This is a genomic window from Verrucosispora sp. WMMD703 (genome assembly GCF_049178935.1).
Classification (GTDB): Bacteria; Actinomycetota; Actinomycetes; order Mycobacteriales; family Micromonosporaceae; genus Micromonospora; species Micromonospora sediminimaris.
The window spans coordinates 4,068,564-4,082,778 of sequence record NZ_JBMHMM010000004.1; the positions used below are offsets into that span (position 1 = coordinate 4,068,564).

Here is a 14,215-nt window from a genome sequence, read left to right on the forward strand (position 1 = left end):
TCAATTCTTGGCGATCGCACGGCCGGCCTGCCGGCCGGAGAAGAGACAGCCGCCCAGGAAGGTGCCCTCCAGGGCGCGGTAGCCGTGCATGCCACCGCCACCGAAGCCGCTGGCCTCACCGGCGGCGAAGAGGCCGGGAACCGGCTGCCCGGTGGCGTCCAGGACCCGCCCGTCGAGGTCGGTGTGCAGGCCGCCGAGGGTCTTGCGGGTGAGCACGTGCAGGCGTACGGCGATCAGCGGTCCGGCCTTCGGGTCGAGGATCCGGTGCGGCGGGGCGGTCCGCATCAGCCGATCCCCCCGGTAGTTCCGGAAGTTCCGGATCGCGGCGAGTTGCAGGTCCTTGGTGAACGGGTTGTCCAGTTGCCGGTCGCGTGCCTCGACCACCCGCCGCACCTCGGCCGGATCCAGCAACGGCGTCTCCGTGAGCGCGTTCATCCCGTTCACCAGTTCGTCCAGGTCGGACGCGACCACGAAGTCCGCGCCGTGGTTCTTGAACGCCTCGACCGGCCCCGGCGCACCGGCCCGGATCCGGCCAAGCACCTGGCGGACGCTGCGCGCGGTCAGGTCCGGGTTCTGCTCCGAGCCGGAGAGCGCGAACTCCTTCTCGATGATCTTCTGGGTCAGCACGAACCAGCTGTGGTCGTACCCGGTGGACCGCAGGTGAGCCAGGGTGCCGAGGGTGTCGAGCCCGGGCGAGAGCTCCGCCGGCAGCCGGCGCCCGAGGGCATCCAGCCAGATCGAGGAGGGTCCGGGGAGGATACGGATGCCGTGCGCGTCCCAGATCGGGTTCCAGTTCTGCACGCCCTCCACGTAGTGCCACATCCGGTCGGGGTTGATCACCGCGCCGCCGGCCGTCGCCGCGATGTCGATCATCCGGCCGTCCACATGGGCCGGCACCCCGGAGATCATGTGCGTGGGCGGCAGTCCGAGCCGCTCCGGCCAGTTGCGGCGGACCAGGTCATGGTTGCCGCCGATGCCGCCGGAGGTCACGACCACCACCGGCGCGGACAGTTCGAAGTCCGCGACGACCGTCCGGCTGGTGGCGGTGCCGCGTTCCGCGCCACTCGTTTCGAGGACCTTCCCGCGTACGCCGGACACGACGCCGTTGGTACGCACGATCTCGTCTACCCGGTGCCGGAACTTGACCGTGGCCTTCCCGGCGCGCACCTTGGCGACGAACGGCGCCAGCAGCCCCGGCCCGGTACCCCAGGTGATGTGGAAGCGGGGCACCGAGTTGTTGGCGCGCTCCGCCCAGCCGACGATCGGGAACAGTTTGACGCCGAGCTGGCGCAGCCAGGCGCGTTTCTCCCCGGCGGCGAAGTCGACGTACGCCTCGGCCCAGCGCCGGGGCCACTCGTCCTCCGGCCGGTCGAAACCGGCGTTGCCCAGCCAGTCCTGCCAGGCCAGCTCGCGCGAGTCGCGGATGCCCATCCGGCGCTGCTCGGGCGAGTCGACAAGGAACAGGCCACCGAACGACCAGAACGCCTGGCCGCCGAGACTCTGCTCGGGCTCCTGATCGAGCAGGAGGACATGGTGCCCGGCGTCCACGAGCTCGGCGGTGGCGACGAGCCCGGCCAGGCCGGCCCCGACAACGATCACATCAGCTGTCATCTTCTCTGCTCCGGGTCGATCAGGTGGGCGTTGACGGAGGTCCGCGGGTTACCGGCCAGGGCGGCGACCAGTTCGCGCGCCCCGCACCGGCCCGAGTCGCGGCGGGCCTCGGTGGTCTGGCCGGCCATGTGCGAATAGACGGTGATGCCGTCGACTCCGCGCAGCACGCTCTCGGCGGGCAGCGGTTCGACGTCCACCACGTCGAGGGCCGCCCCGGCGATCCGGCCGGACCGGACCGCCTCGGCCAGCGCGACGACGTCGACGATCGGCCCGCGTGCCGTGTTGATCAGGTGGGCGGTCGGCTTCATCCGGGTCAGCGCCGCAGCGTCGATCAGGTGCCGGGTGCGCGGGGTCAGCGCGGTGTGGATCGACACGTAGTCGGCGTCGCGGAGCAGGTGTTCCAGCGGGATCTCGTGGCCCAGCACCGTCATGCCGAACGCCTCGGCGAGTGGTCGCACCCGCTGGGCCACCGCGCCACGACCGATCAGGCCGAGGGTCTTGCCGCGCAGTTCGTGCCCGTCCTGGCGCGGCCAGTCACCGGCCGCGACACCGACCGCCATCGGGACCAGATGCCGCGCCTGGGCAAGCAGCAACGCGATGGTGTACTCGGCGACCGCGTTGGCGTTGATCCCCGGCAGGTTGCTGACGCTGATGCCGAGACGGGTGGCGGCCGGTACGTCCACCGAGTCGTACCCGACGCCGGTGCGCACGATCGCCCGCAGCCCGGGCGAGGCCGCCAGCACCTGCTCGGTCATCGGCTCGTTGGCGATCAGCGCGCCGTCGGCGCCGGTCAGCGCGGCGATCAGGTCCGCCGGCCGGCGCGACCCGCGCATCGGGTCGTGCCGCGTGGTGAAGCCCTGGCCGGTGAGGTAGGTGTCCACCTCGTCCCCGGGGCGCAGGTAGTCGGTAGTGATCAGGATGGTCGGCATCGGCTCTCTCTCAACGTGACAGGGCGGGGGTCGTCTCGCGGACCCGTTCCAGGCGGGCCAGCCGGATCACCACCACACCGGCGAGGGTGGCCAGCACGGCGATGTCGAGCAGCATCCAGTTCCAACCGACGAGGTCGACCGCCGCGCCGACAAGCGCCGGACCGGCGAAGCCGCCCAGGTACCAGGTGACCGCGTAGAGCCCGGTGTAAGCGCCGAGCATCCGGCTGGACGGGGCCAGGTTCCACAACGCGACCGCCGCGTTGATCAGGAATCCGGCGGCGCCCATGGCGGCGACACAGAACAGCACGACCGTGCCGGTGGGGGTCCGCACGACGGAGCCGGCCGCGAGTGCCGCGGCGAAGACGGCGATGCCGATCAGGATCACCCGCAGCCGACCGAAGCGCTCGGCCGCCAGCGCGGCCGGATAGGCCGCGATCAGGTACGCGACGCCGCTGGGCAGGGTGAGCCCGCCGGCTTCACCGCGGGTCAGGCCGAGCACCTCCATGCCGTACGGGGTCATCAGTGACCGGGACGCGAACCAGGCGCCGCCGAAGAGGAAGACGGTGAGCAGCAGCAGTACCCGCCGCCGGTCCCGGCTGGTGACCAGTTCGGTGACGACCCGCCACAGTGGCGACTTCGTCTGGTCAGGCCCGGCGGTCGCGTCCTCGGCCACGGCGGCCTGATAGGCCGGGGATCGGCTGTCGCGCACCTTCGTGATGATCACGGCGGTGACGACGAGCATGATCGCCGCCGGGATGACGAAGGCCGCCCGGGGGTGGTCGTCCACCACCAGGAGGCTGATCAGCGACGCCACGATGATGGTCAGCGAAGTGGCGATCTTGACGATGGCGTTGGTCCGGCCGCGTCGCTGCGGCGGGACGAAGTCCGGGGTCAGCGCCTCGGCGAGCGGTCGCATGGTGTTCGCGACAAGCGCGTAGCAGACCATCACCGCGACCAGCGTGACCAGCGAGGTGGTCCAGGGCAGGAGCAGGAAGAACAACGCGCCGAGGGGCATGCCCACCGCCAGGTACGGGATGCGCCGACCCCACCGGGTCCGGGTGTTGTCCGACCGGTTGCCGATCCAGGGCTGGATGAAGATCCCCAGCAGGTTGTCCATGCCCATCAGCACGCCGACGAGGGCGGCGCTGGTGACGTGCTCGCGCAGCAGAACGGGCACCTGGTTGTCGTAGAAGTTCCAGGTCGACTCCTGCGCGAACAGCGCGAGGGCGATGAAGAACGTGATCTTCCGGTATGACACCTCGTCGCGAGTCTTCATGTCGGCCATGTCACCTCCACGTAACGTGTGCCGCGTCACGCTAGTTTGCTATAGCAAACTCGTCAACAGTTGCATGCAACTTAGGCAATGGCATGAGTTAGGGTGTGGCCATGACAGTCACGGAGACGCTCGCCGATCAGGCGTACCGTCAGGTCCGCGCCGCCATCGCCGCCGGTGAGCTCACAGCGGGAGAGAAGGTGACCGAGCGCGGCCTGGCCGAACGCCTGGCGATCAGCCCCACCCCGGCCCGCGAGGCGCTGCGGCGGCTGGAGTCCGACGGGCTGATCGAGCGCATCGGGCCGCGTACCGTGCTGGTCGCCGAGATCCGTGACGCCGCCATCGACGACCTCGCCGAGGTCGAGGTCGGCCTGCGCGGCCTGGTCGCCCGGTTCGCCGCCCGGCATGCCACGGCCGACCAGCTCGATGCCCTCGACGAGATCCTCGACCGGGCCGACGACCTGCTGATCCTGCTCAAGGAACGCCGCACCCAGGGCCTGCCGACCGAGCGGCACCTCACCGCCCTGCTCGACACCATGGTGGAGTTCAACGAGACGGTGAACTCCTGCGCCCACAACCCGGTCCTCGTCCGGATGCTCGGCCAGAGCCGGGTGTTCACCCGCCCGCAGCGGCGGGAACTGCTGTTGCAGCGGGTGGCCGAGGACGACACCTTCGGGATGGAGCGTTACACCAGCCACCGCGCCCTGGTCCGGGCACTGCGGGCCGGCGACTCCGCCGCCGCCGAACGTATCGCCATCGCGGACGCCCAGGGCGGCCTCGACGCACTGCGGAGGGCCCGATGAACCACCGGATCGCCGTCATCCCCGGCGACGGGATCGGCAAGGAGGTCGTGCCGGCCGGGATCGAAGCCCTGGAGGCGACCGCCGGCCGCTTCGGCCTGCGGCTGGAGTTCACCGACTTCGGTTTCGCCAGCGCTGAGTACTGGCAGCGACACCAGAGGATGCTCCCGGCCGACTGGGAGGAGACGCTGCGCGCCTTCGACGCCATCTACTTCGGCGCGGTCGGCTGGCCCACCGTGGTGCCCGACCACATCTCGCTCTGGGGCAGCCTGCTCCAGTTCCGGCGCACCTTCGACCAGTTCGTGAACCTGCGCCCCTGCCGGCTCATGCCCGGCGTCCGCAGTCCACTCGCCGACCGCGAGCCCGGCGACATCAACTTCCTGGTGGTACGCGAGAACACCGAAGGGGAATACTCAAGCGTCGGCGGGCGCATCTTCGAGGGCACCGACCGGGAAACGGTGCTCCAGGAGACGGTGATGACCCGCATCGGCGTCGACCGGGTGCTGCGCTTCGCCTTCGAGCAGGCACAGAACCGCCCGCGACGACACCTGACATCAGCCACCAAGAGCAACGGCATCGCCATCTCGATGCCGTACTGGGACGAGCGGGTGGCCGCGATGAGCGAGCAGTTTCCCCGCGTACGGGTCGACAAGTTCCACATCGACGCCCTCGCCGCCCAGTTCGTCCTGCATCCCGAATGGTTCGACGTGGTCGTCGCCAGCAACCTCTTCGGTGACATCCTCTCCGACCTCGGCCCGGCCTGCACCGGCACGCTCGGCATCGCGCCGAGCGCCAACATCAACCCCGACCGCCGCCACCCGAGCCTCTTCGAACCGGTGCACGGCTCCGCGCCGGACATCGCCGGCCAGGGCATCGCCAACCCGATCGGCCAGATCTGGTGCGGCTCGATGATGCTGGACCACCTCGGCCATCCCGAAGCCGCCGCCCACCTCCTCGGCGCCGTCGAGGACGTCCTGGCGCTCGGACCGGAGGAGGCGCCCCTCACCCCCGACCTGCACGGCACCGGCACCACCGAGGAGCTGGGCCGGGCAATCGCCGAACGCGTCCGGGAACGCTGAACCCGTCCACGCCCGCCGGAGATCCCCCGGCAGCGCGGCGGTACCGCTTGGCGTCAGTGCTGGACGAGCCCACCGACCGGGACCGGCAGAACGTGCCCGGTTTTCGGACGCGTCCGCGCCAGGGCGAGGCCGACGTCCACGAGGGAGGATCGGCACAGGTGAACCACCTCCGCTATCGGAGTCCAGACCGATTCGGCGGTCGCGCCGTTCGGCTCCGGCCGGAGGACCCCGCCGGTGATGCGGACCTGGTAGAAGATGCCCACGTTCTGGTGCTCGCGTCCGGACCGTGCCTCGGCGGCGGGAATCACCCGGGAGTCCACACCCAGCAGGCGTTCGACCACGCCATCGCAGCCGGTCTCCTCGGCAACCTCCCGAAGCACCGCGTCGAACGGATCCTCCGCGTGCTCGACCCGGCCGCCCGGGAGGGACCAGTTCGTCTCGCCCGACGGCCACACGCAACGGACAAGCAACACCCGCCTGTGGTCGATGCACACGGCGTAGGCGGCCAGCCGGAAACTCATCCCGGCAACGGTTCCCGTGGGTGGGCGTGGGGCGCCCGCATCGCCGCCACGCCGATCACACGCCGGTGAGCAGCACGTCGAGGGGCTGGGGCACGGTGTCCCGGGCGACAGCGGCCTCGACGAGCAGGCGGGCGTAGCGCAGGTTGCGGCGAGAACTGCTGCGCAGAAACCGCCACAGCTGTGCGTCGGGATCCCGGCCGCGCCAGGCGGGCTGGCTCTGGAACCCACGGAACAGCCGCAGGTCACCCTGGGTGTCGAAGAGGGCCTCGACAGCCGAACTGCCGACGGCACGGATCAACTCGTCCTCCAGGTCGTCGACGCAGACGAAGAAGCCGAGCTGCGCCAACTCGGCGCGGGTGCGGGGCGTACCGACACCAGCCTCGGTCAGCCCACGCCGGAAGATCTCCTCCTCCCGCAGGTCGCAGAGGCCGGCGAGGCGCAAACCGGTCCCGGGTGGGCCAAGCCTGGTCAGGAAGCGACCGATCGCGTGGGCCCCGCCGATCGGAACGATGACGATCCGTTCGGCGGCGAGATCGCGGCCACGACAAGCCGCCAGCGTCTCCAGAGCGATCTGGTCGCTGATGCCCTCGACGAGCACCACGGCCACGGCCGACTCGGCCTGCGCCAGAGCCCGGGCGGTGGCCTGCATCGATGCGGCGTTGCCACCCAACGGCCCGTCGAGACCGGTCCGGGCCGGCTCGCGACGCGAGGTGACATCCATGGTGGGCCTCCCCCGTCCGGTCGGCGGTGGAGCCCCGCGACGGGCGACAAAGACAAAGGCAGAGAGTCGCCTCCCTGCCACTCCTAACGTATAGCGCACCGGGGGGCTTGTGGCAAGACCCGGGTTCTGCCGCAGAATCGTCGGCCGGACACGGCACCGACGAAGAAACGGGGGCACATCGTGCGGGAGCTGTCGACGTACGGGACGACCGGGCAGTACGTGGTGGGCCTGCGGGACATCGATGAGACACAGCTCGGGGTCGTAGGCGGCAAGGGCGTTCACCTGGGCCTGCTGACGCGGATCGACGGCCTCAGGGTGCCGGCCGGCTGCTGCGTGACCACGGCCGCGTTCCGACGGCTCATGGCCGAGGTGCCGTCGATCGACGATCGGCTCGATGAGCTGGTGCGGCTGGACCCGGACGATCGGGACGCGATCCGGGCGCGCAGCGCCGAGATCCGGCACGCCATCGAAGCCGTCCCTGTGCCGGGCGAGCTGGCGGCGGCAATCGCCGCCGCCGTCGAGGAACTCGACGGGCAGGCCGGGTACGCCGTCCGGTCCAGCGCGACCGCCGAGGACCTGCCGACGGCCTCCTTCGCCGGTCAACACGACACGTACCTGAACGTGCTGGGCGCGACCGCGGTCGTCGAGCACGTCCGCCGGTGCTGGGCGTCGCTGTTCAGCGAGCGGGCGGTGACCTACCGCCAGCGCAACGGCGTCGACCACCGTACGGTCCGGATGGCCGTTGTCGTGCAGCGCATGGTCTTCCCGGACGCGACCGGCATCCTGTTCACCGCCGACCCGGTCACCGGCAACCGGAAGGTCTCCTCCGTGGATGCCAGCTACGGCCTCGGCGAGGCTCTGGTCTCCGGCCTGGTGAACCCCGACGTGTTCACGGTGCGCGACGGCGAGATCGTCGCCCGGGCGGTCGCCACCAAACGACGGGCCCTCCACGCCCTCCCCGACGGTGGTACGCGGGAACAGCCGGTCGACCCGCAGCGGCGGGAGCAGCCGACCCTGACGGACACCCAGGTCGTACGGCTCGCGCAGCTCGGGCGGCGGATCGAGGCACATTTCGGCTGCCCGCAGGACATCGAGTGGTGCCTGGTCGGCGACGCCTTCCAGATCGTGCAGAGCCGGCCCATCACGACGCTGTTCCCTGTCCCGGCAACCGGCGACCAGGACAACCACGTCTTCGTCTCGGTCGGCCATCAGCAGATGATGACCGATGCCATGAAGCCGCTGGGGCTGTCGATGTGGCAGTTGACGGCCATGGCACCGATGCAGGCGGCCGGCGGGAGGCTGTTCGTCGACGTCACCCAGCGGCTGGCCTCCCCCGCGACCCGCGCCGCCCTGCTGGAGCTCATGGGTAAGGGCGACCCGCTGGTCAGGGATGCGCTGGAGACCATCCTCGACCGCCCCGACTTCATTCCGAACCGGCCGGACCCATCCGCCCCGACGCGGCCCGAGGCGCAGACCGGTGGCGCACCGGCCGCCGGCCCAGAGGTCACTGCGATCGACACGGACCCGGCCATCGTCGCCGGACTGGTCGAGCGCAGCCAAGCCTCCATCGCCGCCCTGCGGCGCGACATCCGGACGCAGACCGGCACGGCGTTGTTCGACTTCCTGACAACCGCGTTCCAGGAGCACAAACGAGTCCTCAGTGACCCGCTGAGCATGCAGGCGATCATGGCGGGGATGGAGGCCACCTGGTGGCTCAACGACCACCTCGGGGAGTGGCTCGGCGAGAAGAACGCGGCCGACACGCTGACCCTCTCCGCCCCCGGCAACGTGACGTCGGAGATGGGGCTGGCGCTGCTCGACGTCGCCGATGTGATCCGCCCGCACCCCGAGGTGGTGGCGTTCCTGCATGACGTCGAGAGTGAGAGCTTCCTGGACGACTTACCCAGGCTGCCCGGCGGCACCGAGGCGCGCCACGCCATCGAGGCGTACCTCGACCGGTACGGGATGCGCTGCGTCGGCGAGATCGACATCACCAGGCCACGGTGGCACGAACGTCCCACCACGCTGCTGCCGGTACTACTGGAACACGCCCGGCACGCCGAGCCGGGCGCCGCCGAGCGTCGTTTCGAGCAGGGCCGGCAGGCTGCGGAGCGGAAGACGCAGGAGGTGCTGTCCCGGCTGCGCGCCCTGCCGGACGGGGAGCGCAAGGCCACCGAGACCAAGCGGATGATCGACCGGGTCCGGACCTTCGCCGGCTATCGGGAGTACCCGAAGTACGACATCATCAGCCGCTACTCCGTCTACAAGCAGGCCCTGCTGGCAGAGGCCGAACGTCTCGTCGAGGCGCGGGTGATCCGCGAGAAGGAGGACGTCTTCTTCCTCACCTTCGACGAGTTCCACGACGCCGTACGCACCAACCACGTCGACGACCGGCTCATCCGGCAGCGCCGGGAGGAGTTCCGGTCGTACCAGGCGCTCCGACCACCTCGGGTGCTCACCTCGGAGGGTGAGGCCGTCGCCGGAGCGTACCGACGCGACGACGTGCCGGCCGGCGCCCTGGTCGGCCTGCCGGTCTCCACCGGGACCGTGGAAGGGCGCGCCCGGGTCATCTTGGATCTGGCCCAGGCCGATCTCGAACCGGGCGACATCCTCGTCACCACCCACACCGATCCCAGCTGGACGCCCCTGTTCGTCGCCGTCGCCGGCCTGGTGACGGAGGTCGGCGGGCAGATGACCCACGGCGCGGTGATCGCCCGGGAGTACGGCCTGCCAGCCGTCGTCGGGGTGGCAGACGCCACCCGACTGATCCCCGACCGGCAGCGGATCCGGGTGCACGCCACCGACGGCTACGTGGAAATCCTCCCCCGATAGACGCGCGGCCGCCGGCTACGCGAACCTCAGCGATCGGGCGGCGAGACCGAGGGCCGGTTCACCGGTTGCCGTACAGCTACCAGCCCAGGCCGAGGGCCTGCGCGGTGAAGAGGGCGGCCAGCCAGCCCCACCCAGGGATGACGATGGCGCGCTGGATGAGGCCGAGGCGTGGTGACACCTCCTCCCACGCCCTGCCGAACCAGCCGAATCCGACGAACAGGGCGACGGCGAGACCGGCCGAGACGATCCGCCACGACGTCCCGGGCAGCGTGAACGCTCCGATCGCCACGGCGAGGGGCAGGGACAGGAAGACGACGGCGCCGGCAAAGTCGTGGAGTCGGTGCTGAGCGCTGTGCTCCTCGGGTATCCCGGCCGGAGCACCCGGCGGATATCCGAGCATCGGGTCCATCCGGAACGAACCGGATGCGACGAGGGCGAGCCCGAAGACGGTCAGCACCACACCGAGCAGGGCGCTCGGCCCGTCGAGGAGCACCCCGACCGCACCCACCGTGATCGCCGAGCCGGAGACGACGAAATTCGTCGTCTGGATCCAGCCGCGCCGGCCGAGCGCCAGCGCGCTGATCGGGTGGCGTGCCGAGGCGTAGTCCGGTCGACTCCAGCCGTCGGCGAGGAACACCAGCACGAACAGCACTGCACCGATGGCGCCTACCCACAAGGCCACGTGACTTCTTCCTGCCGTCTGCCGGGCTCTCCGGCGGCTTCAGTACATCGCGTCAGCCCCGGGCCGGACAGTGCCGCTCGTCATGAGATCGGGCAGGGCGAAGCGGATGACCGATCCACCTTGCCCGTCGATACGACAACCCATAGCCTTGATTCGCAGACGTCTATGGATCACCACCCACGGCGTCGCGATGGTGTGGCTGCCCGCGTTCCCGCTGGCCGTACCGCCGGGTGGTTGCAGCGACGGGGGATTCCTTGATGCAACGACCGACCACGTGGACGATCCGGCTGGCCACCGTCCTGGTCGCCGTTGGCGGCCTGGTGGCGGCGACGGCTGGGGGCGGCATCGCGCACCGGTCCGCCACCCCACCCACCGCCGTGGTCGACTGGAACGCCGAGCGGCAGACGGTAGACGGCTTCGGCGGGTCCTTCGCCTTCCACAAGGCGGGCGGCGTGCAGCGGCTCGGCGAGCCGCTCACCTCGCAGATGCTTGACATGATCTTCGACGACCGGGCCGGCATCGGCCTGGACATCGTGCGCGTCATGGTGGGTGACGGCGGCGTGTGGGGCGACCAGCTCTACGACGGGCCGACGCAGACGATCGAGCCTGAGCCGGGCACCTTCGTGTGGGACCGGCCCGACTGGGCGCAGCGCAAGGCCGACTTCGACGCGTACCAGGTCTGGTTGATGCGACAGGCGCAGGCACGCGGCGTCGAGACGATCCTCGCCAGCGTGTGGAGCCCACCGGCGTGGATGAAGCAGAACAACAGCGTCACCTCCGCCAGCCCCACCGGCGCACCGAACAAGCTCCGACCCGACATGTACCAGGCGTTCGCGGACTACCTGGCGGAGTACGTGCTCGGCTACGAGCGCGAGTTCGGGATCAGGATCACGCACCTCTCTCCGACCAACGAACCCGACATCTCCACCGGTTACTCCAGCTGCCAGTGGACCGCCGAGGAACTACGCGTCCTGGTCCGCGACCACCTCGGTCCCACCTTCGAACGACGGGGTGTCACCGCGAAGATCGTGCTCGGCGAGGGCGTCGGCTTCCACGAGGGGTACGCGCTGCCCGCGATCACCGACCCGGCGGCGAACCGGTACGTCGACGTCGTCGCGGCGCACGGCTACGCCGGGCTGATCGACGGCGCCACCCGGGCCGCGCCCACCGCGTTCACCACCTCGCACACGCTGGGCAAGACCATCTGGCAGACCGAGTACATGAACCAGGGCGCGCCGCGCGACCGGCTGTTCGTCAACAACACGATAAGCGACGGCCTGCGCTACGCGACCCTGATCGGCAACCTGTTCGACGAGACCCGGCTGGGCGCGTACTTCTGGTGGTGGCCGGTGGCGAACAACGGTGCGGACGGCTCGGACCTGATCCGCCTGGTCAACACCGGCACCCCGCAGAGCGGCAACCCGACCGAGACCGGCCAGTACCGCATCTTCAAGCGGTACTACACATTCGGCCAGTACAGCCGCTTCCTCGACCCCGGCGACGTGATGATCGACGCCACCAGCACGCCCGCGCCCGGGGTGACGGTCACCGCGTACAAGGACGAGTCGACGCACGACTTCACCATCGTCGTGGTCAACAACAACCCGAACGACGTCCCGCTCACCGTCGACCTCACCGGCGGCTTCCCGCTGCCACCGGAGACCAGGCAGGACTGCAAGCGAGGCGGCTGGGCCAGCTTCGTCAACCCGACGTTTCGCAACCAGGGCGAGTGCGTCTCTCACGTCGCCGCCGGGAAGGGTCCACGTCCGTCGATGGTGCCGTACCGCACGTCGGGCAACGAGAACATGAAGAAGCTGGCCGACATCCGCACCCACGGCGGATCCTTCCGCACGCACCTGCGGGGTCACAGCGTGACCACGTTCGTGCCGAAGTGGTCCGAGCTGCCCGCACTGCCCGACCGCAAGGACGTCTTCTCCACCTATCTGGCCGAGGAGAACGACGGGCAGTCCGCCGGGCTCCGGGTGACCAGGACGCCCGAGCACGGCAAGGTCCTCACGGGCGTACGCGACGGCAGCCACCTCCGCTGGGCGAACGTCAACTTCGCGGACGGCTCGGCGGCGGGCTTCGCCGACCAGAAGGGCCAACTTCGCCTGCACGCCACCGTCGCCCCGATGGCCGGCGGCGTCATCGAGGCACGGATCGGCAGCCCGGACGGGCCGCTGGTCGGCTCGATGACCGTACCGCCGGGGTCCGGCGCCGACTGGGTCACCGCGACGACAGAGATCGACACCAGCCCGCAGGCCGCGAACGGCTTCCACGACCTCTACCTGGTCTTCACCGGCGGTGCCGGCACCCTCTTCACAGTGGACCGCGCCGAGTTCAGCGACTGACCATACGCCGGCTCGTCGTGCACACGGTCGCGCTCAGCGCCGCCACCCTCCCAATCACCCGCCTGCTCGCCAACGGCGGCATCCACAGCTGACGGAGACGCCCACGCCGCAGGCACCGGCCGGCCGGGCAGCCTCCGCCACGGGCATTCCTCCCCGCAGGAATTCCGGCGGCAGCGTCCGCCGGTCGTCACCCTCGGCGACATCACGTCCGACCGCCAACCTACCCACGCCCCGCTTTGCTCTGCTTCAACCGACGCAACAGTCACGCTCTGTGCCGCCGCCCGGTCGAACGGCAGATCACCACCGATGCGCCACTGCTGCTCAACGGCTATTGCGTGGGTTGAAGCAGAGCAAAGCGTGGCTAGTGCAGCTCGGGAGAGCGGCCGGGAGTGACACGCTGAGTGAGTTTCACCCAGGGTCATCAACAAGGTGGATGCAGACCGATGTCCTGACGGACGGCCCGGCCGGGGCCCCCGGCCGGGCCGTCCGTCACGCCGGCCGAGCGGGCTCTCGGGCCAGCAGCGCGCGTAGCGCCCGGACCACGTCGGCCGGGGCCTCCTCGGCCATGAAGTGACCGCAGGTAACCGTCTCGTGCACCAGGTCCGACGCCCAGCCACGCCACAACCCGGCGGCGTCGTACCCCAGAGCCGCACCCCAGTCCTGCTGAAGCACCGTCACCGGCATCCGCAGCCGGTTACCGGCCGCCCGATCGGCCCGGTCGTGGATGACGTCGATGCCCGCGGTGGCCCGGTAGTCGGCGACGATCGAGTCCACCGACGCGCGGGACGCCGCGAGGTACGCCGCACGTACGTCCGCGGGAATGGCGCCGGGGTCACGGGTCCAGACGTCCAGAAAGTGGCCGAAGAAGGCGTCGGCGCTCGCCGCGATCATCTGTTCGGGCAGGCCGGGTGGCTGCGCCATCAGGTACAGGTGGAAGCCGACCGCCGCGTCCACACCGTGCAGCACGTCCCACATGTCGAGGGTGGGCAGCACGTCGAGAATGGCGAGACGGGTGATGCGTTCCGGGTGGTCGAGTCCGGCGCGGATGGCCACGAGGGCACCCCGGTCGTGACCGGCCAACGCGAAGCGCTCGTGCCCGAGCGCCTTGGCGAGCGCGACCACGTCGGCGGCCATGGTTCGTTTGGCGTACGCGGTGCCGTCCGGATCGGCGGGCTTGTCGCTGGCGCCGTAACCGCGCAGGTCCGGCACGATCACCGTGTGGTCGGCGGCCAGGTCGGCGGCGACGTGCCGCCACATCAGGTGGGTCTGCGGGAAGCCGTGCAACAGCACGATCGGGCTGCCGGAGCCGCCGACGGCGGCGTGCAGTTCCACCCCGTCGGCGACGGGAACGCGCTGCTGGTCGAAGCCGCTGATGCGCGGGGTCATTCCAGGTCCTCCGGATCACGTGGGTGTCGA

Annotated in this window: 11 protein-coding genes; 4 read left to right on the forward strand and 7 right to left on the reverse strand. The window is 70.3% G+C overall.

What is annotated here, in order from left to right:
- Genes ACN26Z_RS19150 through ACN26Z_RS19160 form a run of 3 tightly spaced genes read right to left on the reverse strand, consistent with a single transcriptional unit; the run spans nucleotide 1 to nucleotide 3,825 of the window.
- Nucleotides 1–1,611, reverse strand: a complete 1,611-nt coding sequence (locus tag ACN26Z_RS19150) for an FAD-binding dehydrogenase (protein ID WP_421462633.1) — start codon at nucleotides 1,609–1,611, stop codon at nucleotides 1–3.
- On the reverse strand, nucleotides 1,608–2,540 hold the full coding sequence (locus ACN26Z_RS19155) for an NAD(P)-dependent oxidoreductase (protein ID WP_421462634.1): 933 nt from the start codon (nucleotides 2,538–2,540) through the stop codon (nucleotides 1,608–1,610). The genes ACN26Z_RS19150 and ACN26Z_RS19155 overlap by 4 nt, the downstream gene beginning before the upstream one ends.
- Before the next feature lie 10 nt (nucleotides 2,541–2,550).
- Entirely contained in the window at nucleotides 2,551–3,825 is a 1,275-nt protein-coding gene (locus tag ACN26Z_RS19160; protein ID WP_421462635.1) for an MFS transporter, read from the reverse strand.
- A 101-nt stretch (nucleotides 3,826–3,926) separates the two neighbouring features.
- Between ACN26Z_RS19160 and ACN26Z_RS19165 the strand changes: the two genes are divergently transcribed.
- Nucleotides 3,927–4,616, forward strand: coding sequence for a GntR family transcriptional regulator (locus tag ACN26Z_RS19165; RefSeq protein WP_421462636.1), 690 nt, complete (start codon nucleotides 3,927–3,929; stop codon nucleotides 4,614–4,616).
- Nucleotides 4,613–5,692: a tartrate dehydrogenase gene (locus ACN26Z_RS19170; protein ID WP_421462637.1), complete on the forward strand. Its 1,080-nt coding sequence runs from the start codon at nucleotides 4,613–4,615 to the stop codon at nucleotides 5,690–5,692. The genes ACN26Z_RS19165 and ACN26Z_RS19170 overlap by 4 nt, the downstream gene beginning before the upstream one ends.
- Before the next feature lie 53 nt (nucleotides 5,693–5,745).
- Here the strand turns inward: ACN26Z_RS19170 and ACN26Z_RS19175 are convergent, their stop codons facing one another.
- On the reverse strand, nucleotides 5,746–6,213 hold the full coding sequence (locus tag ACN26Z_RS19175; protein ID WP_421462638.1) for an NUDIX hydrolase: 468 nt from the start codon (nucleotides 6,211–6,213) through the stop codon (nucleotides 5,746–5,748).
- Nucleotides 6,214–6,268: 55 nt separating this feature from the next.
- Nucleotides 6,269–6,934 (reverse strand): TOPRIM nucleotidyl transferase/hydrolase domain-containing protein, encoded by a 666-nt coding sequence (locus tag ACN26Z_RS19180; protein WP_421462639.1) that lies wholly within the window; start codon nucleotides 6,932–6,934, stop codon nucleotides 6,269–6,271.
- 180 nt (nucleotides 6,935–7,114) lie between these two features.
- Here ACN26Z_RS19180 and rph point away from each other — a divergent pair, with 180 nt between their 5' ends.
- Nucleotides 7,115–9,766: a rifamycin-inactivating phosphotransferase gene (gene rph / locus ACN26Z_RS19185; RefSeq protein ID WP_421462640.1), complete on the forward strand. Its 2,652-nt coding sequence runs from the start codon at nucleotides 7,115–7,117 to the stop codon at nucleotides 9,764–9,766.
- 76 nt (nucleotides 9,767–9,842) lie between these two features.
- Here rph and ACN26Z_RS19190 read toward each other — a convergent pair whose 3' ends face one another.
- A complete protein-coding gene (locus ACN26Z_RS19190; protein WP_421462641.1) occupies nucleotides 9,843–10,448 on the reverse strand; it encodes a DUF998 domain-containing protein in 606 nt (201 codons plus the stop codon).
- 257 nt (nucleotides 10,449–10,705) lie between these two features.
- Here ACN26Z_RS19190 and ACN26Z_RS19195 point away from each other — a divergent pair, with 257 nt between their 5' ends.
- A complete protein-coding gene (locus ACN26Z_RS19195; RefSeq protein WP_421462642.1) occupies nucleotides 10,706–12,799 on the forward strand; it encodes a glycoside hydrolase in 2,094 nt (697 codons plus the stop codon).
- 489 nt (nucleotides 12,800–13,288) lie between these two features.
- Here the strand turns inward: ACN26Z_RS19195 and ACN26Z_RS19200 are convergent, their stop codons facing one another.
- Nucleotides 13,289–14,185, reverse strand: coding sequence for an alpha/beta fold hydrolase (locus ACN26Z_RS19200; RefSeq protein ID WP_282238104.1), 897 nt, complete (start codon nucleotides 14,183–14,185; stop codon nucleotides 13,289–13,291).
- Nucleotides 14,186–14,215 lie beyond the last annotated feature (30 nt).

What these genes read in the sequence shown, in the direction of transcription:
- ACN26Z_RS19150 (WP_421462633.1), bottom strand. Translation starts at nt 1,611, where the DNA reads ATGACAGCTGATGTGATCGTTGTCGGGGCCGGCCTGGCCGGGCTCGTC.
- ACN26Z_RS19155 (WP_421462634.1), bottom strand. Translation starts at nt 2,540, where the DNA reads ATGCCGACCATCCTGATCACTACCGACTACCTGCGCCCCGGGGACGAG.
- ACN26Z_RS19160 (WP_421462635.1), bottom strand. Translation starts at nt 3,825, where the DNA reads ATGGCCGACATGAAGACTCGCGACGAGGTGTCATACCGGAAGATCACG.
- ACN26Z_RS19165 (WP_421462636.1), top strand. Translation starts at nt 3,927, where the DNA reads ATGACAGTCACGGAGACGCTCGCCGATCAGGCGTACCGTCAGGTCCGC.
- ACN26Z_RS19170 (WP_421462637.1), top strand. Translation starts at nt 4,613, where the DNA reads ATGAACCACCGGATCGCCGTCATCCCCGGCGACGGGATCGGCAAGGAG.
- ACN26Z_RS19175 (WP_421462638.1), bottom strand. Translation starts at nt 6,213, where the DNA reads ATGAGTTTCCGGCTGGCCGCCTACGCCGTGTGCATCGACCACAGGCGG.
- ACN26Z_RS19180 (WP_421462639.1), bottom strand. Translation starts at nt 6,934, where the DNA reads ATGGATGTCACCTCGCGTCGCGAGCCGGCCCGGACCGGTCTCGACGGG.
- ACN26Z_RS19195 (WP_421462642.1), top strand. Translation starts at nt 10,706, where the DNA reads ATGCAACGACCGACCACGTGGACGATCCGGCTGGCCACCGTCCTGGTC.
- ACN26Z_RS19200 (WP_282238104.1), bottom strand. Translation starts at nt 14,185, where the DNA reads ATGACCCCGCGCATCAGCGGCTTCGACCAGCAGCGCGTTCCCGTCGCC.